Origin of the sequence: Cryobacterium sp. TMT4-10, assembly GCF_004403275.1 — a bacterium.
Classification (GTDB): Bacteria; Actinomycetota; Actinomycetes; order Actinomycetales; family Microbacteriaceae; genus Cryobacterium; species Cryobacterium shii.
In genome coordinates, this window is record NZ_SOGU01000030.1 from 36,897 (window position 1) to 54,441 (window position 17,545).

Genomic DNA, 17,545 nt, shown 5'->3' on the forward strand with positions numbered 1-17,545 from the left:
ATGATCGCCCGCGTCACCACGTCGACCCAGATGCGCTCCGCGCAGAGCAACCTGCAGACCAACCTTGCCCGGATGGCCCAGCTCCAGGAGCGGGCATCCTCGCTCAAGGCCATCGAGCGGCCCTCCGACGACCCGGCCAGGGCAGCCGACGCCCTGGCCGTGCGGGCCGAGCAGCGCGCCGTCACCCAGTACAGCCGCAACGCCGACAACGGGAACGGCTGGCTGACCAGCGCAGACACCGCCCTCGGTGCGACCACCGACCTGCTGAACCGGGTGCGCGACCTTACCCTCCAGGGCGTCAACGACATCCTCTCGCCCACCGCGAAGGAAGCGATCGCGGCGGAACTGGACAGTCTCAAACAGGATCTGCTCGCGCAGGCCAACACGGCCTACCTCGGCCGCACCGTCTTCGCCGGCAGCTCGGATGCCGGCGTCGCGTTCAAGTCCGACTTCAGCTTCACGGGTGTTGCCGGGGCGACCGTCGAACGTCGCATCGGAGCCGACACGACCGTCGCGGTGAACGCAGACGGCGCCGCGATCTTCGGGGCGACGGCGGAGAACCCCGTCTCCGTGTTCGACCTGCTCACGAACATCAGCGCAGCACTGCGTGGCACGGCCACGACGCCACCGGCCAACGTGGGTCCGTTCCTCACCGCCGTGGATTCGCGAATGAAGACCGTGCTCTCCGCGCAGGCGGATGTCGGTGTGCGCCAGGCCCAGATTCAGAAGGCAGGAGACACCCTCGTGCAGCGCACCGGCGCCCTCGAAGCCCAACGTTCCTCGATCGAAGACGTCGACCTCGGTCAGGCCATCCTCGATCTCAAATTGCAGGAAGTCACCTACCAGTCGGCTCTCGCCGTCACCGCCAAGGTGCTCCAGCCGACCCTGATGGATTTCCTCCGATGAAAACTGCACTGAAAACAGCCGCCCCGCAGTCCGCAGACCCGACGGATGCGCCCACACTGAGCGCCAGGCTGACTTTCGTCTCCCCTCCGCCCGGCCTCGCACCGCTGACCGAGTTCGCGCTGACCGAGATCCCCGGGGCGGCCGGTCTGTTCACCCTGCAGGCGGCAGCGGATGCCCACACCCGCCTGTTCGTGCTCGACGCCTCCGTCTACCTGCCCGACTACTCCCCCGTGATCAGCGACGACAACGCGTCGGCGCTCGAACTCGCCGGACCCGACGACGCCTTGATTCTCGTGGTGACCAACCCGGGCGAGGGTGGCACGACCGTCAACCTGATGGCCCCGATCGTGGTTAACGCCCGCACCGGTTGCTGCGCCCAGATCATCCTGGAGGGCCAGAACTGGCCGCTCCGCGCGGAGCTCGGCGACCGCTCCGCCTAGCCGCTCCGCCGGGCCCCGCTCCGTCCGGCCCGGCCAGTCGGCTGCCTGGGCCCCACCAGCCGACTCCATTCCTGTACGTATTCTCATAATTCTTCCGTGTCAACCATGGCGACCAATCCGCCCCCGGGGAATACGTTTGCGGGTACAGCACCGCCCGTCGATGGACATCTCCCCGACGAAGGTCGTCCAAGTTACGGAGCTGCTCATGCATGTGCTCGTCAGCATATTCGCCAGCCTGGACAGTCCGAGCATCTACCTCGGCTGGGGGGCCTTCCAAATCCAGCTCGGCAATCTGATCGTGATCCTCGTCATGATCCTTCTGTTCGTCCTGGCCCTGGCCCTGGTCCTGCCGTTCCCGAGCGGGAAGAAACGCCGACGAGCCTCCGCGAGGAGCCGACCCGCACGTCAGCGGAGAACACGGATCCGGACGAGGCCGAGTACCACACCTGGACCGGCAAGGCCCGCGGCTGGCTGCTGCGCCACCTGCCCGCCGACAAGCTGCTGCCGGAAGACCAGCCCAGCTACATCGCATCCTGGATCTACGTCTTCGGCATGGCCGCGCTCGTCTCCCTCGTCTACATCTTCGTCTCGGGGATCGTCCTGTCACTGAACGGACCGTCCTGGTACCACGTGTCGGACCTGGGCCGGTTTGTGAACAGCACCCACCTGTGGAACGTCGAGCTCTTCTTCATGACCATGGTCGTTCACCTCTGGGGCAAGTACTGGATGGCGGCCTGGCGTGGCGGGCGCGCGCTCACCTGGATCACGGGCGTGGTGTCATTCCTGATCTCGATCGTCGCCGCCTTCACGGGCTACCTGCTGCAGACCAACTTCGACTCGCAGTGGATCGCCTTCGAAGGCAAGGATGCGTTGAACGCCGCCGGTATCGGGGCCTGGTTCAACGTGGCCGACCTCGGTCAGATCTTGGGCTTCCACATCATGCTGCTGCCGCTTCTGGTCGGCGCGATCGTGGCTCTGCACGTGCTGCAGGTGCGCATGCACGGCGTCGTCCCGCCGATCGATGCGGCCGAGACGGATGCCCAGCTGACACCCGGTGCCACGACCGCGACCCCCGGGGAGGCCGGCCGATGAGCGCCGCGCCGGCACGCCCACCCCGTCGCGGCACGGACAGCGACGACCTCGCCCGCCGTCCGTGGCGTGGCGCGGTGCGCGAATACGACCTGTTCAAGGAACTGACCGTCGCCCTCGTCGTGGTGGGCCTGGTCACCCTCACCCTGTCGGCCGTGTTCGGGTCGCCGGACGAGAAGAGCATCACCATGAAATCCTGGGCGGCGGCGCCGGACGACTTCGTCACCACCGCGACCGCCGAGCTCGCCGGCACCAGCGAGACCGCCGGCTACGGACCACCGTACAATTCGACCCCCGACGCCACCCAGACCATCGGCCCACTTGACCTCCAGAGCCTGTCCGGCGTGCAGATCCCGATCGACACGGCCACAGATCTCGTGACCGGCCCGCTGTCGACGCTGAACGATCCCCCGGCCGGTTTGGCGATCTGGGACAGCGCGTCCGACACCCAACGCGGCGACTGGGCCACGGCCTACACGGATGCGCTGGCGAAAGCGCCCGACAACGACCCGGCCAGGGTGGCCGGGGGCTCCTACGGCCCCGTGCCGGAGCTGACCGGCGCCCTGCTCACCATGGCGCAGCAGGGCGCGCTGGACGGGGTGCTGCAGGCGAAGGACGCGTTCTACAACTTCGACTACACCCGCGGCACGCTCTTCCTCGGGGACGGCACCTACTTCCCCGATCTGGCTGCCGCGGCGCATCTGACCGGGGATCAGTGGGGAATGATGAACGAGACCGGAAACACCCCCGGCCAGTCCTGGCTGTGGCTGTTCTCCTTCTGGTACCAGGTGGAACCCTTCGCCTCCGCCGAGAATGCGGACCTCCTCATCGTGCTCCTGATGCTGGTCCTCAGCCTGCTGCTCATGCTGGTGTCCTTCATCCCGGTACTCCGCGACATCCCGCGGTGGATACCGGTGCATCGCCTGGTCTGGCGGGATTACTACGCCAGGCGGAGCGGGTGAGGCGCCGCCGACCCGTCCCCCGAACGGATGCTTTCTTAATCCACCTAAGATAAGCTCAGGTTCATGGACGCGCAGCCGAGTCGTCCGTCGTCGTGCCACCTTGGGAGCATGTTCATGTCCTCTGTCCAACCGCTCGCCTCCCACCTCGCGATCGATGCCGGCCAGACCGGCATCCGGGCCCGGCTGCGACGCGAGGACAGGCGCGGCGACCTCTATGACTTCGACGGCATCCGTACCGACTCTGCCCTGATCCCCCAGCTCGTCGCCGTGGTGGCCCAGGTCGCCCAGGCCTGCGGGGCGCCGATCCACACGGTGAGCGCCGGCATCTCCGGTTACACCAACTCCACCGACCAGGCCGTGCAGATGCAGGCCGCGACGGGCGCATTCGGGGTGCGGGAGGTGCAACTCGCCCACGATTCGGTGACCTCCTACCTCGGCGCCCTCGGCGACACCCTCGGGGCCGTGATCGCGGTCGGCACCGGCGTCGTCACCCTCGCCGTCGGCTCACACCGGGTGACCCGCATCGACGGCTGGGGCTACCTGCTCGGTGACGCGGGCAGCGGGTACTGGATCGGCCGCGCCGCCCTGGACGCGGTCATGCGCGACTACGACGGCCGCGGCGCCCGCACCGCCCTGACCGAACTCGTGCGCGGCGACTTCCCGAACCTCGAGACCGCCTACACCCAGCTGCAGGCCGACCCCGCCCGGGTGAGCCGCATCGCCGCCTACTCCCGCCACGTCACGGCCCTCGCCCCGACGGATGCCGTCGCCGCCGCAATCTGCGCCGCCGCCGCCGCCGAACTCGTGCTCTCCGTCTCGACCGGGCTGCGAATCGTGGGCGAAGGGCCCCTCGGGGCACCGGTCGTCTGCGGTCTCGGCGCCGTGTTGCAGGCGCCCGAGATCGCCGCCCCCTTCGAAGCGGGCCTGCGCGCGCTCTACCCGCACCTGGACCTGCGTGAGCCGGCCGGGAACGGCCTCGACGGTGCGGCACTCCTCGCCCGCCTGGGCACGGAGAGCGCGCTGCGCGACCGGGTGGCCTCCGCGCAGGGCTAGCCTTCCTCTATGAGTACTGCCATCCACTCGAACACCGCGCAGGCCTTCGAGACGTCCCTGGCCACCTGGCTGCCCGTCGACCCCGCCCAGGCGAGCCTCCGAGCCGAGTACCTGTCGTTCGTGCGCGCGGGAGGCGACGCCGCCCTGGACCGGGATGGCGGCGCCGAGCATGTCACTGCCAGTTGCTTCGTCTTCAACCCGCACCTCAGCCACCTGCTGCTCTGCTTCCACAAGAAGGGCCGGTTCTGGGTGCAACTGGGCGGCCATGTCGAGCCGGCCGACGCATCCGTGGCCGCCGCGGCCCTCCGCGAGGCCCGGGAGGAGGGCGGCATCACCGGCCTCCGCCCGGCGGGCCCGGCGGGCCCGCCGCCGGTCGACGTGCACCGGCACGCGCTGAGTTCACGATTCGGCCGCTGCACCACGCACTGGGACGTCGGCTATGTGGCCATTGCGCCCACGGATGCCACGCCCGTGGTCAGCCCGGAAAGCGAAGACGTGCGGTGGTGGCCGACGGATGCGCTGCCCGAGCAGGTCCCCGAGGGTTTCGCCGAGCGCGTGGCCGTGGTGCTTCGCGAGCTGGCGCACCAGCGAGACGGGCTGTAGGCCGCATCGGCTGGTAGCGGAACAGACCGGTGAGGGGCCCGGACGCTGCCGGGCCCTTCACCTCGTGCAGGGCGTCCTGCCTGCGGCGGTCTCTGCGAGCACTGAGCGATCCCGGCTAGAGCATCTGGAAGATGCAGATGAAATTGCCTTCGGTGTCCCTGAACCAGGCCGACTTCATCTCGTCCGTCGCGGCGACACCGTTGACGGTCTTCAGTCCCGGGACGTCGTAGTCCTCGAACACGACGCCGCGTTCGCGGAGCCGGCTCATTTCGGCATCGAGATCGTCGGTGGTCCAGCACATCTGGGTGTTCCGGGCGGTGCCGGCGTTGCTCGTCTCATAGATCTCGAACGTGCCTCCGGCCCCCGTGCGGTACACGAGGGTTCGGCTTTCCTCGTGGGCCTCGGCGGGGTCAAGTTCGAGAGCATCGTGATAGAACGCTTGAGCGCGTCTGAGATCGGCGGCCGGCAATACGGTGTGGAGTTCCTTCAGCATGTTCAACGCCTCCTTGGCGCATCTGGAGGTATTCGGCGGAAGCGCTCCTCAATCGAACTGGTCACGGATCCCGCGCCGGATCGGATGCCGACGGCGGCGTGCTTCCCTGGGTGAGAGTGCCGGCTGCAGTACAGCCGCTGGCGCGAATCGTGGCCGGTACTCTTCGTTCGCCGGGCTGTAATCCCGGCCAGGCGAGCGTTGGCTATCGCATTTCGACTACTCATAATACGCCGCCCGTCGGCGTCGATAAAGGGGTCCCGCACGAAATTGCGGGGCCGCCCACGTCAGCTGGTTGTTCACTCACCGCGCGGGCGGTGCGCCCGCCCCGACGCAGGTCCGGCGGCCCACCAATTCGACGGAGATTCTGCTCTAAAAACAGACATTCCGACCGTTGGAGCCTGATTTGGGCAGAATCTCCGTCGAATTCGTTCGGTCCACGCGCGTCAAGCCGCTGACGCACGGGTCCTACGGACCGAGCAGGGCCGCCTCGAACGCGACCCAGGCCAGCATGGCGCACTTGACCCTGGCCGGGTAGCGGGAGACTCCCCCGAAGGCGGCGGCGTCGCCGAGCACCTCTTCGTCGGGTTCGATGGTGCCGCGGGAACGCAGCATCTCCCGGAAGGTGTCGAGCAGGGCACGCGACTCCGCCACGGTGGTCCCGCGCACGCTGTCGCTGAGCACGGAGGCGGATGCCATCGAGATCGAGCATCCGTCGCCGCGCCAGACGAGCTCGTCGATCACCGCATCGCCATCCGCATCACCGTCGGCCCGATCCGGATCGGCGCGCACGCCCATGCGCACCGTCACCTCGTCGCCGCAGGTCGTGTTGACCTGGTGCGACTCGGTCAGGTGCAGCCCCCGGGCATCCGCTGCGGCCGCAGCCTCCGCCAGGGGAGGCAGCTCGTCCGGCGAGGCGCCGTGCCGGGACTTGGCGTGGTCGAGGATGATCTGCTGGTACAGCTGCTGCATGGCGCTGTTGGTCATGAGTGCACTCCGAAGAAAGGCGCAACCTCGCGCAGGGTCGCCAGGAACTGGTCCACCTCGTCGGTGGTGGTGTACAGGTAGGTGCTCGCGCGGGTCGACGCGGTCACGCCGAGACGGCGGTGCAGCGGCTGGGCGCAATGGTGCCCGATCCGCACGGCGATGCCCGCCTCGTCGAGGTACTGTCCCACGTCGTGGGCGTGCACGCCGGCCAGGTCGAAGCTGGCCAGCCCGATGCGCTCCACCCCGAGGGGAGGCCCCAGCAGGCGCACGCCGGGGATGTCGGTGAGCCCGGCGACGAGACGCTGGCCCAACTCGGCCTCCCTGGCCGCGATGCGCTCCATGCCCGTCTCGGTCAGGTAGTCCACGGCGGCGGCGAGGGCGATCGCCTGCGAGATGCGCTGGGTGCCGGCCTCGAACCGCTGCGGCGGTGCCAGGAACTCGGCGGTGTGCATGTCGACGGTGGTGATCATGGACCCGCCGGTGAGGAACGGCGGCATGTCGGCGAGCAGCTCGTACTTGCCGAAGAGCACGCCGATCCCGGTCGGGCCGAGCATTTTGTGGCCGGAGAAGACGGCGAAGTCCACGTCGAGCGCGGCCACGTCCACGGGCATGTGCGGCACCGATTGGCAGGCGTCGAGCAGCACGAGCGCGCCGACCGAGCGGGCCAGGGCGACGAGCTCGTCGACCGGGTTGACCGTGCCGACCACGTTCGAGGCGTGAGTGAACGCCAGCACCCGGGTGCGAGGCCCGACGACTCCGGCCGCGGCGGCCAGGTCCAGGGTGCCGTCGTCCAGAACCGGGATGAACCGCAGGGTCGCGCCGGTGCGAAGGGCAAGCTGCTGCCACGGGATGAGGTTGGCGTGGTGCTCCATCTCGGTGACGACGATCTCGTCGCCCGCCCCGAGCCGGAAGCGCCGGGCCGCCGGGCCGCCGAGGCCGAGCGACGCGTTCGAGAACGAGTAGGCCACGAGGTTCACGGCCTCGGTCGCGTTGGAGGTCCAGACGACCTCGTCGTCCCGGGCCCCGATGAAGGCGGCGACGGTCGTCCGGGCGGCCTCGAACGTCTCGGTCGCGCCGAACGCGAGAGTGTGCGCCCCGCGGTGCACGGCGGCGTTGCGCTGCTCGTAGAACTCCTGCTCGGCCTCCATCACGCTGACCGGGTTCTGCGAGGTGGCACCTGAGTCGAGGTAGTTGAGCGGATGCCCGTTCACCTGCTGGGCGAGGATCGGGAAATCGTTGCGAATGCGATCGACTTCCTCGTCCGTCAGCGGGCGAGCGTTCGCACGGGGGGACGGTGGAACGGAAGACGTCATCCTTCCAGCGTATTCCCTCCTCCCGGCAATGCCCACCGGCCCGACCGAGGAGCGAGGCAGCGGTCGTGGACGGGAGCGAGGCAGCGGTCGGTCGGGAGCGAGGCAGAGCGCGTAGACGGGGGTGAGGCTGCGGTCGGACGGGAGTGGGGCAGGATGGAGCACGTGAACGCAGCAGCGAGCAAGGCGACGGGCGAGGCGACGGGCAATGCGATGACGCCGGCCCCGTTGCCGCCTCCTGCCCGGCAGCGGTCCGAGCATCCGTCGCAGGCCCCGCCGCAGCATCAGTCGCAGCCCCCGACTCAAGGCCCCACGAAGCCTCGGACCGCGCGCTTCGCGCAGGTGATCGTGGCGTCGACCCGGGCGGCGGGCGGCGTCTACCCCGACCGCACCGGCCCCGTGATCGACGCCTGGCTCGGCGAGCGCGGCTGGACGCTGCGGGAGCGCCGCGTGGTTCCCGACGGCGACGCGGTCGGCGCAGCCCTGGCCGCGGCCGTGGATTCCGGCTGCGACCTGGTCGTCACCACCGGCGGAACGGGCGTCAGCCCCCACGACCACACGCCCGAGCAGACGCTGCCCTTCCTCGACCGGCAACTCCCCGGCCTGATGGAAGAGCTGCGTCGCCGCGGCTCGTCCTCGACTCCCCTGGCCGTGCTCTCCCGCGGCTACGCCGGGATCTGCCGGGGCCGCACCCTGATCATCAACCTGCCGGGATCCCCCGGCGGCGTGAAAGACGGCCTGGGCCTGCTCGAGGACGTGCTCGACCACATCCTGGACCAGCTGCACGGTCTGGACCACTAGCCCCCGAACGAATTCGACGGAGATTTTGCCCGAATCGGCGCCAAAACGTTGAAAACGGGCGTTTTAGATCAAAATCTCCGTCGAATTGGTTCACAGCGGGGAAGCAGGTTCACGGCGGCACGGGGTGGAGGCCCCGGGTGCAGACCCCCGGCCCTGGCCGTGAGGATGCCGCGAGCGAGCGCGTCGACTCGCGGGCGGGGGCCTCCGCGCGGATAATTTCAGGTATCCAGCGCGTGAGCCCGGCACCCGGCGCCGGGGAAGCACCGCCCGACACACTGCCCTGCAGGGGGAACGATGGACCTGAACACCGTACTGACGATCACCCCGGCGCGCAGCCGCGAAGATCTGCGCGCCCTGAGCCCCCGCGTGGCTCCCCTGGCCGGCGGATCCGATCTGTTCGCCGACCCGCAGGTGCACCTCACCGGGCTCGTCGACCTGCAGACGCTGCGCTGGCCGGCGCTCACGGTGACCGGCTCCGTGGCCGACGCGGCGGCCGACGCCGTGGCCGACGGGGTGGCCGACGGGGTGGCCGACGGGGTGGCCGACGCGGTGGCCGACGGGGTGGCCGACGCGGTGACCGACGCGGTGACCGGCACCGACCCGGGTGACCCCGGCGGCGTGAGCGGCCTCGAGATCGCGGCAACGTGCACCCTCGCGGAGCTGTCCCGGCTGCCGGCCGCGCCCGGCTGGGCGGCGCATCCGTTGTTGTTCCAGTGCTGCACCGCCCTCTACGGCTCCTTCAAGATCTGGAATGTCGCCACCGTCGGCGGCAACCTCTGCGCCTCCCTGCCCGCCGGCCCGATGACCACCCTCGCGGCCGCCCTCGAGGCCGAGGTGCTGATCTGGCGCGCCGACGGCAGCGACGAACGGATGCCGGCCGCCGCCTTCGTGACCGGCAACACCACCAACGTGCTCGGCACCGGCGACGTGCTGCGGTCCATTCACGTTCCGGCCTCCTCGCTGGCGTCCCGCACCGTGTACCGCAAGATCGCCCTCTCCCCGCTCGGCCGCTCCGGCGCCGTGCTCGTGGGTCGCCTCGACCCGGCCGGCGGTTTCGTGCTCACCGTCACCGCCGGCACGGTGCGCCCGGTGCAGCTGCGCTACCCGTCACTGCCCGCGGCGAGCGCGCTCGCCCGCGATATCGCCGCCATCGACTACTGGTTCACGGATGCCCACGGCGCCGCCGACTGGCGACGCGCGGTGAGCGGGGTGCTGGGCGAGGAGATCCGCGCGGAACTCGAAGGCGCCGCACTCGAAAACGGAGAGCACCCATGAGGTTCCAGATCAACGGTGAACCGGTCGACGCCACTCCGGCGCCCGGCCAGTGCCTGCGCTCCTTCATCCGCGACCAGGAGCACTTCGAGGTCAAGAAGGGCTGCGATACCGGGGACTGCGGCGCCTGCTCCGTGCTGGTCGACGGCACCCCCGTGCACTCCTGCATCTACCCCGCGTTCCGCGCCGAGGGCGCCGACGTCACCACGGTCGCCGGGCTCGGCCGGCCCGGCGACCTCGCCCCGCTCCAGCAGCGCTTCGTGGACGCCGCCGGCTTCCAGTGCGGGTTCTGCACCGCGGGCATGATCGTGACCGCCTCCACCCTGACCGAACCAGACCTGGACGACCTCCCTCGCCTGCTCAAGGGCAACCTCTGCCGCTGCACCGGCTACCGCGCCATCGAGGACGCGATCCGTGGCACGCACACCCCCGCCGACGGCTCCGGCCGCACCGGTCTGGGCCCGGTGGTCCAGACCGGCCGTCGCCCCGGCACCGTCGGCACCTCCCTGGGCGCCCCGGCCGGCGAGCGCGTGGTGAGCGGGCGGGAACCGTACACGCTGGACGTCACGGTGCCCGGGCTGCTGCACCTCAGTGTGCTGCCGAGCACGCAGGCGCATGCGCGCATCCGTTCGATCCGGACCGACGCGGCGGCCGCCCTGCCCGGGGTGCACGCCGTGCTCACCCACGCCGACTCCCCCGCAACGCTCTACTCCACCGCCCGGCACGAGGACCGCCTCGACGACCCGGACGACACCCTCGTGCTCGACCCGGTCGTGCGGTTCCGCGGCCAGCGGGTCGCGGCCGTCGTGGCGGACACGGTCGCCATCGCCGAAGCCGCCTGCCGGCTGATCGAGGTCGACTACGAGCCGCTCCCGGCCGTCTTCGACCCGGCCGAGGCGCTCCGGCCCGGCGCCGCCCTGGTGCACGGCGACAAGGATGCCGCGGCCAGCCGCCTCGCCGACCCGCAGCACAACCTGGTGGCCGAGCTGCACGGCGAGTACGGCGACATCGCGGCCGGCCTGGCCGGCGCCGCCCACACCGTGAGCGGCAGCTGGCAGACCCAGCGGGTGGCGCACACGCACCTGGAGACGCACGCCACCATCGGCTGGCTCGAGCCCGGACCCGACGGCGAGAACGAGGGCACCGGCGAGCGCCTGATCCTGCGCACCAGCTCCCAGGTGCCGTTCCTGGTGCACCGCGAGATCTGCCGCCTGTTCGACCTCGAACCCTTCCGCCTGCGCGTGTTCACCGCCCGGGTCGGCGGCGGCTTCGGCGGCAAGCAGGAGATCCTGACCGAGGACATCGTCACCCTCGCCGTGCTGAAGACCCGGCGCCCGGTGCAGTACGAGTTCAGCCGCTCCGACGAGTTCACCCTGTCCCCGGCCCGGCACCCCATGCGCATCGACGTCACCCTCGGCGCCGACGACACCGGCCGCCTCACCGCTCTCAAGCTGGGCGTGCTCGCCGACACCGGCGCCTACGGCAATCACGGCCCCGGCGTGATGTACCACGGCAGCTCCGAATCGGTCAGCCTCTACCGGGTGCCCAACAAGCGGGTGGATGCGCAGAGCGTCTACACGAACAACCTCCCGTCCGGCGCCTTCCGCGGTTACGGCCTCGGCCAGGTCATCTTCGGCGTCGAGTCCGCCCTGGACGAGCTCGCCCGCACCGTGGGGCTGAACCCGTTCGACCTGCGTCGGCTGAACTCGGTCGGCCCGGCCGACCCCCTCGTGGTGACGCATGTGGAGGGCGAGGACCTGATCTTCGGCAGCTACGGCCTCGACCAGTGCCTCGACCTGGCCCAGGCGGCGCTGGCCCGCGGCAACGGCCAGGCCGTCCCCGCCGGCGCGGAGTGGAAGGTCGGCGAGGGCATGGCCACCGCCATGATCGCGACCACCCCGCCGCGTGGTCACTACGCGCAGGCATCCGTCACGCTCGGCGACACGTTCGGCGACACGTTCGGTGACGTGACGGCCGCCAACCCGGGCCGCTACACCGTGCGGGTGGGCACGGCCGAGTTCGGCAACGGCACGACCACCGTGCACGCGCAGCTCGCAGCCACCGCCCTGGGCACGACGCCTGACCGGATCGAGATCCTGCAGTCGGACACGGATGCCATCGGTTACGACACCGGCGCGTTCGGGTCGGCCGGGATCGTCATCGCAGGCAAGGCCGTGCTGGCCGCGGCGAACGACCTGGCCGCCCGGCTGCGGTCGGCCGCCAGCGAGCGACGCCCGCCGATCGCCTCCGCCGAGTGGACCCTGGAACCCGACGGGCTGCGCAGCGGGACGGCGTTCGTGCCGCTGGCCGAGCTGGCCGAGCACGCCGGAGCATCCGTTCTGCGCGGTACCGGCGCGGAAGATGGCGCCCGCCGCTCGGTGGCGTTCAACGTGCACGCCTTCCGGGTGGCCGTGAGCACCCTGACCGGCGAGGTTCGCATCCTGCAGTCCATCCAGGCCGCGGATGCCGGGGTCGTGATGAACCCGGAGCAGTGCCGCGGCCAGATCGAGGGTGGGGTCGCGCAGGCGATCGGCACCGCACTCTACGAGGAGGTCGTCCTCGACGGCGCGGGCACCGTCACCACCAGCGTGCTGCGCAACTACCACATCCCCCTGCTGGCCGACCTGCCGCCGACCGAGGTGTACTTCGCGGACACGTCGGACGTCCTCGGCCCGTTCGGCGCCAAGTCGATGAGCGAGTCGCCGTACAACCCGGTGGCGCCGGCACTGGCGAATGCGGTGCGCGACGCGATCGGCATCCGTCCCACCGAGCTGCCCATGTCCCGCGACCGGATCTGGCGGCTGCTGCACCCCGAGCGGGCTGCAGGCTGAGCCGGAGCCGTTTCTCCCGGCCGTCGCCCAATACACTGGGGGCGTCCCGCCCGCGGTCACCCGCGGCACCGCCACCGGCCATACCCGCAGCACCAGCCAGAACGGACCCCTCCGTGACACCCTCCAGCCGGGTCTACCGCGGCCACATCTTCCACGTCGCCGGCTCCCCCACGGTCGCCACCGCCCGCGAGAACCTGGTGTCCCTGCCGGACGGCGCCCTGGTCACGACCAAGACGGGCCGGATCGCCTGGGTGGGCAGCTTCGCCGACCTGCCCGCGGCCTTCGCGGGCCTGCCGGTGACCGACAATCGCGGCGGCTTCATCCTGCCCGGCTTCGTGGACACGCACCTGCACTTTCCGCAGACCTACTCCACGGATGCCTACGGCGGCGGCCAACTGCTGGAGTGGCTCGACAACTGCGTCTTCCCGGCGGAGGCCCGGCTCGGCGACCCCGCGTTCGGTGAGCGCATCGCCCGGGACTTCACCCGGCGCCGCATCGCCGCGGGCACGACCAGCGCCCTCGTCTTCGGCTCGGCCTTCCCCCACGCCCAGGACGCCCTGTTCGCCGAGTCGCAGCGGGCCGGCCTGCGCCTGGTCAGCGGCCGCGGCATCCAGACCGTGGGCTCGGAGCCCTCCCGGGCCCTGCTCACGGGCGAGACCGAGGCGCTCGACCTGGTCTCGGCCGAGATCGACCGCTGGCACGCCGTGGACACCGGCGACCCGGCGACCGCACTGCTGCAGGTGGCCGTGGTGCCCCGGTTCAGCCTGTCGGTTACGCCGACGACCCTGGCCGGCCTCGGCGATCTCTACGACGGGGTGCGCGGCCGCGGCGTCTACTTCCACAGCCACCTGAACGAGAACAACCGGCCCGGCACCGGCGAGATCGACGCCGTGAAGTCGGTCTACCAGGTCGACACGTACCTGGACACGTACGACGGCCGGTTCCTGCCGGGGTCCGCCCGGGGCGGGTCGAGCCTGCTGGGGCGGCGCAGCATCCTCGCCCACGCCGTGCACTGCGAGGACGAAGAGCTCGCCCGGCTGGCCGAGACCGGCACCTCGGTGGCGCACTGCCCGACCTCGCAGCAGTTCCTCGGCTCGGGCACCATGCCGTGGCTGCGCACCACGTCGTTCGGCGTGAACGTGGCCATCGGCTCGGACATCGGCGCCGGCGACGAGTGGCTGGTGTCGCGGGTGCTCAACGACTGCTTCAAGGTGCACCTGTCCGAGCCCGGTGACGCGGGCCTGTCGATCGACCCCGCCGCTCTGCTCTTCACGGGCACACTGGCCGGGGCGCGCGCGCTGGACATGGAGACCCGGTTCGGCAACTTCGACGTGGGCAAGGACGCCGACTTCCTGCTGATCGAGCCGGACCGCTGGGAGCCGCTCGCCAGCGTGCTGGAACGCGGCATCCGTGCCGACGACGAGGCGATGGCCACCGAACAGACCCTGTTCGCGCTGCTGCTGGCTCTCCGCCAGCCGGCGATCACCGGCGTCTACGTGCGCGGCCGCCGGGTGCTCGCCCCGGAATTGGCCCCGCCCCGGGCACCCTCACCGTCCCCGTCCCGTCCCCGTCCCGTCCCCGTCCCGTCCCCGTCCCGTCCCGGCGGCGACCCAACGAATTCGACGGAGATTCTGCTTTAAAAAGACCCGTAGCATCCGTTTCGGCCCGAAATCGTCAAAATCTCCGTCGAATTCGTTAGGGGCTCGGGTACCTGAGGTGCGGAAGCCTGAGGCTCGGGTGTGCGAGGGGCCGGACGTGCCGACCGGGCTCCCCACCGGCCCGCGCCCTACGATGGCAGGCATGCCCCCCTCCTCCCCCACATCGATCGCCGGCCTCGTGCTGGCGGCCGGCGCCGGCTCGCGGTACGGCCTGCCGAAAGCCCTTGCGGGCGGCGGCGACGGCGTCCCCTGGCTGGTTCGCACGATCCGCACGCTCGCCGACGCCTGCTGCTCGCCCGTGATCGTCGTGCTCGGCGCCCGAGCCGACGACGCCAGGGCGCTCCTGGTCGAATTCGCCCTGACCGGGGCAACGGATGTCCCCGGCACCGCCACGAGGACCGGCGCCCCGACCCCGCCGGTCCTCGTGGTGCAGGCCGAAGACTGGGCGGAAGGACTCTCCGCGTCGCTCCGCGCGGGCCTCCGGGCCGCGACGTCGCTTGCGCCGGAGCCCGAAGCCGTGGCGATCGTGCCGGTCGACGTCCCGGGGCTCCGCTCGAGCACGGTGGCACGCCTCATCGCGCCGCTGCCCGGCACCAGGGCCGGCAAGACGGGATCGGAGGCATCCGTCGGTCCGGACACGCTCCGGCAGGCCGGTTTCCTCGGACGACCGGGGCATCCCGTGGTGATCGGGCGCGCGCATTGGCCCGAGCTGATCCGATCAAGTGGCGCCGACACCGGAGCCCGACCCTATCTGCAGGCCCACCACGCCCACCTGGTCGAGTGCTCCGACCTCGAGACCGGTCTCGACATTGACCGGAGAGACTGACCGGAAAGACCACCGGAGAGACTGACCGGAGAGAACACCGGCCGGACCGACCGCTCGTCAGCAGGCTGCTCGCCGCGCCGACCTCGCCCAGCCACGCGCCGCAGCTGCGCCGACCTGCGCCGACCTGCGCCGATGCGCCCGGCATCCGTGGAATCATGAGACCTAGATTCGGCCCCGGTCCCACCCCCGCAGCCACCCCGCAGCCAGCCCGCCGCCAGCCCGCAGTCGCGCTCTCCGATAGGACCCCCGTGCTTGAGAAACTCCGCCGCCACCCCGCGAATCTGCACCTGGGGCTGATGCTGGCCCTGACATTTTCCACGGGCGTGGCGGACGCGGTCGGATACCTCGGCCTGGACAAGGTCTTCACCGGCAACATGACCGGCAACGTCGTCATCCTCGGGATGGCCATCGCGGGCGCCCCGGGACTTCCCGTGGCCGGGCCCCTGCTGGCCCTGTTCACCTTCATGCTCGGCGCCGCCGTCGGCGGACGGGTGCTGCGCCCGGTCGCCATCGGCTGGTCCACCCACGCCACCGTCCTGTTCGGCGCGCAGGGCCTGATCATGCTGGTCCTGGCAATGGTGCTCTTCGCCGGCGGCGGCGTGCCGCCGCACCCGTTCGGCCTCCTGATCACTGGTTCTCTGGCCGCCGTGATGGGGCTGCAGGCATCCGTCGCCCGGCATATCGGGGTCAAGGATGTCACGACCGTGGTGGTCACGTCCACGATCACCGGGTTCGCGGCGGACTCGCGGCTCGGCGGCGGCAAAGGCCAGCCGTGGTTTCGGCGCCTGGCCGCGATCGTGCTGATCCTGCTCGGGGCGGGCGTCGGGGCGCTGCTGCTGACGTTCAACATCGCCTGGGGCGTCGCCCTGTCGGCGCTGATCACCCTCACCGTGACCGCCATCGGCCACGCCGCCGGACGGCCGCACCACGCGCCGTGACCTCAGCCCCGGAATCCGGTCGCCGAATCCGGTCGCCGCACCGGTCGCCGCACCGGGTGGAATTGCGCCCCACTCCGTGTGAGGCTTAAGGGGTGCCGAAAACAGATGAACGCGTCGATCTGCGAGAAGCCGTCGTCCTCGACCGCCCCTGGATCACCATCGTCTGGGACGACCCAGTGAACCTGATGAGCTATGTCTCCTACGTGTTCCGCAGCTACTTCGGCGTCTCCGCCGAGGAAGCCGAACGTCTGATGCTGCAGGTACACAACAACGGCCGGGCCGTGGTCGCGACCGGCAACCGGGAAGCGATGGAACGCCACGTGGAAGCGATGCACGGCTACGGGCTCTGGGCCACCCTCGCCAAGGACGAGACCTGATGGAATTCCTGCCCGCAGGAGGGGAAACCGGTCGGGACCGCTCGAACGGCCGGGCCGGCAAGGACAGCCAGGCCGGCAAGGGCGGCCATGCCGGTCAGGACGGCCAGGCCGGCAAGGGCGGCCATGCCGGTCAGGACGGCCAGGCCGGCAAGGGCGGCCATGCCGGTCAGGACGGCCAGGCCGGTCAGGCCGGTCAGGCCGGTCAGGCCGGCCGTGCCAGCCCCACCGGCGAGAGCGCCGGCAGCGTGACCGCGCAGTTCGAACCGGCCGAGGTCGGGCTGCTCCGCATGGCCGCAAGCCAGCTGATCGAGCTGCTGGAGGCCGCGGAGTCCCACGCGCTCGGGACATCGGTCGACCCTGCCCTGCGACGGCTGCTGCCGGATGCCTACACCGACGACCCGGAGGCCGCCGCGGAATTCCGCCGGTTCACGGCCGGCGACCTGCTCGAACGCAAGGTGCGGAATGCTCGCGTCGTGATCGCCACACTCGGAGAGGAGTTGGCGGACGAGATCGCCGACGACGCGCCCGAGACGCTCAACGACGACGACTTCGACGAGCCGGCGACGACGATCACCCTCGACCGGGACGACGTGCAGTCCTGGCTCCGCACGCTGACCGATCTGCGCCTGACCCTGGCCGAACGCCTGGAGATCTCGCCCGACGGGGTCGTTCACCTCGCCGAGGACGAGGCGCCCTTCCTGCACGGCATCTACGAGTGGCTCGGCATGGTGCAGGAGTCCCTGGTCTACGCCATCGACGTCTAGCTCCCGTGTGACTCCCGTCTGACTCCCGTGCCGAACCAATTCGACGGAGATACTGCTCTAAAAACCCGGATCCGGACTGTTTCAGCCCGATTCCGGCAAAAACTCCGTCGAATTCGTTAGGGGCGCGGGCGGGATCACAGCCCGGCCAGCCCGGCCAGCGCGGCCAGCGCGGCCAGCGCGTTGGCGGCTCAGAGCGCGGGCACCGCCCGCAGCGCGGCATACGCGCGCCGCGGCCCGG

The 17,545-nt window shown here is 70.7% G+C and carries 17 protein-coding genes; 14 read left to right on the forward strand and 3 right to left on the reverse strand.

Annotated elements, in window-relative coordinates:
- The 6 genes from flgL to E3T42_RS04500 all read left to right on the forward strand — a co-directional run bounded on the left by flgL (position 1) and on the right by E3T42_RS04500 (position 5,053).
- On the forward strand, positions 1 to 906 hold the full coding sequence (gene flgL / locus E3T42_RS04475; protein WP_134402552.1) for a flagellar hook-associated protein FlgL: 906 nt from the start codon (positions 1 to 3) through the stop codon (positions 904 to 906).
- Entirely contained in the window at positions 903 to 1,346 is a 444-nt protein-coding gene (gene fliW / locus E3T42_RS04480; protein WP_241975827.1) for a flagellar assembly protein FliW, read from the forward strand. The genes flgL and fliW overlap by 4 nt, the downstream gene beginning before the upstream one ends.
- 552 nt (positions 1,347 to 1,898) lie before the next feature.
- Positions 1,899 to 2,438 (forward strand): cytochrome b N-terminal domain-containing protein, encoded by a 540-nt coding sequence (locus E3T42_RS16985; protein WP_198416914.1) that lies wholly within the window; start codon positions 1,899 to 1,901, stop codon positions 2,436 to 2,438.
- Positions 2,435 to 3,397: a hypothetical protein gene (locus E3T42_RS04490; RefSeq protein WP_241975828.1), complete on the forward strand. Its 963-nt coding sequence runs from the start codon at positions 2,435 to 2,437 to the stop codon at positions 3,395 to 3,397. The genes E3T42_RS16985 and E3T42_RS04490 overlap by 4 nt, the downstream gene beginning before the upstream one ends.
- Before the next feature lie 114 nt (positions 3,398 to 3,511).
- Positions 3,512 to 4,450 carry an N-acetylglucosamine kinase gene (locus E3T42_RS04495; protein WP_134402554.1) on the forward strand — a complete coding sequence of 313 codons (939 nt, stop codon included), beginning with the start codon at positions 3,512 to 3,514 and terminating at the stop codon, positions 4,448 to 4,450.
- Between the two features lie 9 nt (positions 4,451 to 4,459).
- Positions 4,460 to 5,053, forward strand: a complete 594-nt coding sequence (locus tag E3T42_RS04500; protein WP_134402555.1) for an NUDIX domain-containing protein — start codon at positions 4,460 to 4,462, stop codon at positions 5,051 to 5,053.
- 115 nt (positions 5,054 to 5,168) lie between these two features.
- Here E3T42_RS04500 and E3T42_RS04505 read toward each other — a convergent pair whose 3' ends face one another.
- The 3 genes from E3T42_RS04505 to E3T42_RS04515 all read right to left on the reverse strand — a co-directional run bounded on the left by E3T42_RS04505 (position 5,169) and on the right by E3T42_RS04515 (position 7,843).
- A complete protein-coding gene (locus E3T42_RS04505; RefSeq protein ID WP_134367491.1) occupies positions 5,169 to 5,546 on the reverse strand; it encodes a VOC family protein in 378 nt (125 codons plus the stop codon).
- A 465-nt stretch (positions 5,547 to 6,011) separates the two neighbouring features.
- A complete protein-coding gene (sufU, locus tag E3T42_RS04510; RefSeq protein WP_134402556.1) occupies positions 6,012 to 6,530 on the reverse strand; it encodes a Fe-S cluster assembly sulfur transfer protein SufU in 519 nt (172 codons plus the stop codon).
- Positions 6,527 to 7,843 carry an aminotransferase class V-fold PLP-dependent enzyme gene (locus tag E3T42_RS04515; RefSeq protein WP_134367495.1) on the reverse strand — a complete coding sequence of 439 codons (1,317 nt, stop codon included), beginning with the start codon at positions 7,841 to 7,843 and terminating at the stop codon, positions 6,527 to 6,529. Before E3T42_RS04515 ends, sufU begins: the two co-directional genes overlap by 4 nt.
- Positions 7,844 to 8,005: 162 nt before the next feature.
- Between E3T42_RS04515 and E3T42_RS04520 the strand changes: the two genes are divergently transcribed.
- The 8 genes from E3T42_RS04520 (at position 8,006) to E3T42_RS16990 (ending at position 17,307) form a co-directional block, all read left to right on the forward strand.
- On the forward strand, positions 8,006 to 8,641 hold the full coding sequence (locus E3T42_RS04520; RefSeq protein ID WP_370261721.1) for a molybdenum cofactor biosynthesis protein B: 636 nt from the start codon (positions 8,006 to 8,008) through the stop codon (positions 8,639 to 8,641).
- Positions 8,642 to 8,935: 294 nt separating this feature from the next.
- Positions 8,936 to 9,916 carry an FAD binding domain-containing protein gene (locus E3T42_RS04530; protein WP_241975829.1) on the forward strand — a complete coding sequence of 327 codons (981 nt, stop codon included), beginning with the start codon at positions 8,936 to 8,938 and terminating at the stop codon, positions 9,914 to 9,916.
- A complete protein-coding gene (locus E3T42_RS04535; RefSeq protein WP_134402557.1) occupies positions 9,913 to 12,744 on the forward strand; it encodes a molybdopterin cofactor-binding domain-containing protein in 2,832 nt (943 codons plus the stop codon). Before E3T42_RS04530 ends, E3T42_RS04535 begins: the two co-directional genes overlap by 4 nt.
- 113 nt (positions 12,745 to 12,857) lie before the next feature.
- Positions 12,858 to 14,384, forward strand: coding sequence for an amidohydrolase family protein (locus E3T42_RS04540; protein WP_134402558.1), 1,527 nt, complete (start codon positions 12,858 to 12,860; stop codon positions 14,382 to 14,384).
- 160 nt (positions 14,385 to 14,544) lie between these two features.
- Positions 14,545 to 15,228 carry an NTP transferase domain-containing protein gene (locus tag E3T42_RS04545; RefSeq protein WP_134367501.1) on the forward strand — a complete coding sequence of 228 codons (684 nt, stop codon included), beginning with the start codon at positions 14,545 to 14,547 and terminating at the stop codon, positions 15,226 to 15,228.
- A 248-nt stretch (positions 15,229 to 15,476) separates the two neighbouring features.
- Positions 15,477 to 16,166, forward strand: coding sequence for a YoaK family protein (locus tag E3T42_RS04550; RefSeq protein ID WP_241975830.1), 690 nt, complete (start codon positions 15,477 to 15,479; stop codon positions 16,164 to 16,166).
- A gap of 92 nt (positions 16,167 to 16,258) precedes the next feature.
- Positions 16,259 to 16,543: an ATP-dependent Clp protease adapter ClpS gene (gene clpS / locus E3T42_RS04555; RefSeq protein WP_241975831.1), complete on the forward strand. Its 285-nt coding sequence runs from the start codon at positions 16,259 to 16,261 to the stop codon at positions 16,541 to 16,543.
- Positions 16,543 to 17,307, forward strand: coding sequence for a DUF2017 domain-containing protein (locus E3T42_RS16990; RefSeq protein ID WP_198416043.1), 765 nt, complete (start codon positions 16,543 to 16,545; stop codon positions 17,305 to 17,307). The genes clpS and E3T42_RS16990 overlap by 1 nt, the downstream gene beginning before the upstream one ends.
- The last annotated feature ends 238 nt before the right edge of the window (positions 17,308 to 17,545 follow it).

Bases quoted from the DNA above. Each gene is read 5' to 3' on its own strand.
- flgL (WP_134402552.1), top strand. From the start codon at position 1: ATGATCGCCCGCGTCACCACGTCGACCCAGATGCGCTCCGCGCAGAGC.
- fliW (WP_241975827.1), top strand. From the start codon at position 903: ATGAAAACTGCACTGAAAACAGCCGCCCCGCAGTCCGCAGACCCGACG.
- E3T42_RS16985 (WP_198416914.1), top strand. From the start codon at position 1,899: ATGGCCGCGCTCGTCTCCCTCGTCTACATCTTCGTCTCGGGGATCGTC.
- E3T42_RS04490 (WP_241975828.1), top strand. From the start codon at position 2,435: ATGAGCGCCGCGCCGGCACGCCCACCCCGTCGCGGCACGGACAGCGAC.
- E3T42_RS04495 (WP_134402554.1), top strand. From the start codon at position 3,512: ATGTCCTCTGTCCAACCGCTCGCCTCCCACCTCGCGATCGATGCCGGC.
- E3T42_RS04500 (WP_134402555.1), top strand. From the start codon at position 4,460: ATGAGTACTGCCATCCACTCGAACACCGCGCAGGCCTTCGAGACGTCC.
- E3T42_RS04505 (WP_134367491.1), bottom strand. From the start codon at position 5,546: ATGCTGAAGGAACTCCACACCGTATTGCCGGCCGCCGATCTCAGACGC.
- sufU (WP_134402556.1), bottom strand. From the start codon at position 6,530: ATGACCAACAGCGCCATGCAGCAGCTGTACCAGCAGATCATCCTCGAC.
- E3T42_RS04515 (WP_134367495.1), bottom strand. From the start codon at position 7,843: ATGACGTCTTCCGTTCCACCGTCCCCCCGTGCGAACGCTCGCCCGCTG.
- E3T42_RS04530 (WP_241975829.1), top strand. From the start codon at position 8,936: ATGGACCTGAACACCGTACTGACGATCACCCCGGCGCGCAGCCGCGAA.
- E3T42_RS04535 (WP_134402557.1), top strand. From the start codon at position 9,913: ATGAGGTTCCAGATCAACGGTGAACCGGTCGACGCCACTCCGGCGCCC.
- E3T42_RS04545 (WP_134367501.1), top strand. From the start codon at position 14,545: ATGCCCCCCTCCTCCCCCACATCGATCGCCGGCCTCGTGCTGGCGGCC.
- E3T42_RS16990 (WP_198416043.1), top strand. From the start codon at position 16,543: ATGGAATTCCTGCCCGCAGGAGGGGAAACCGGTCGGGACCGCTCGAAC.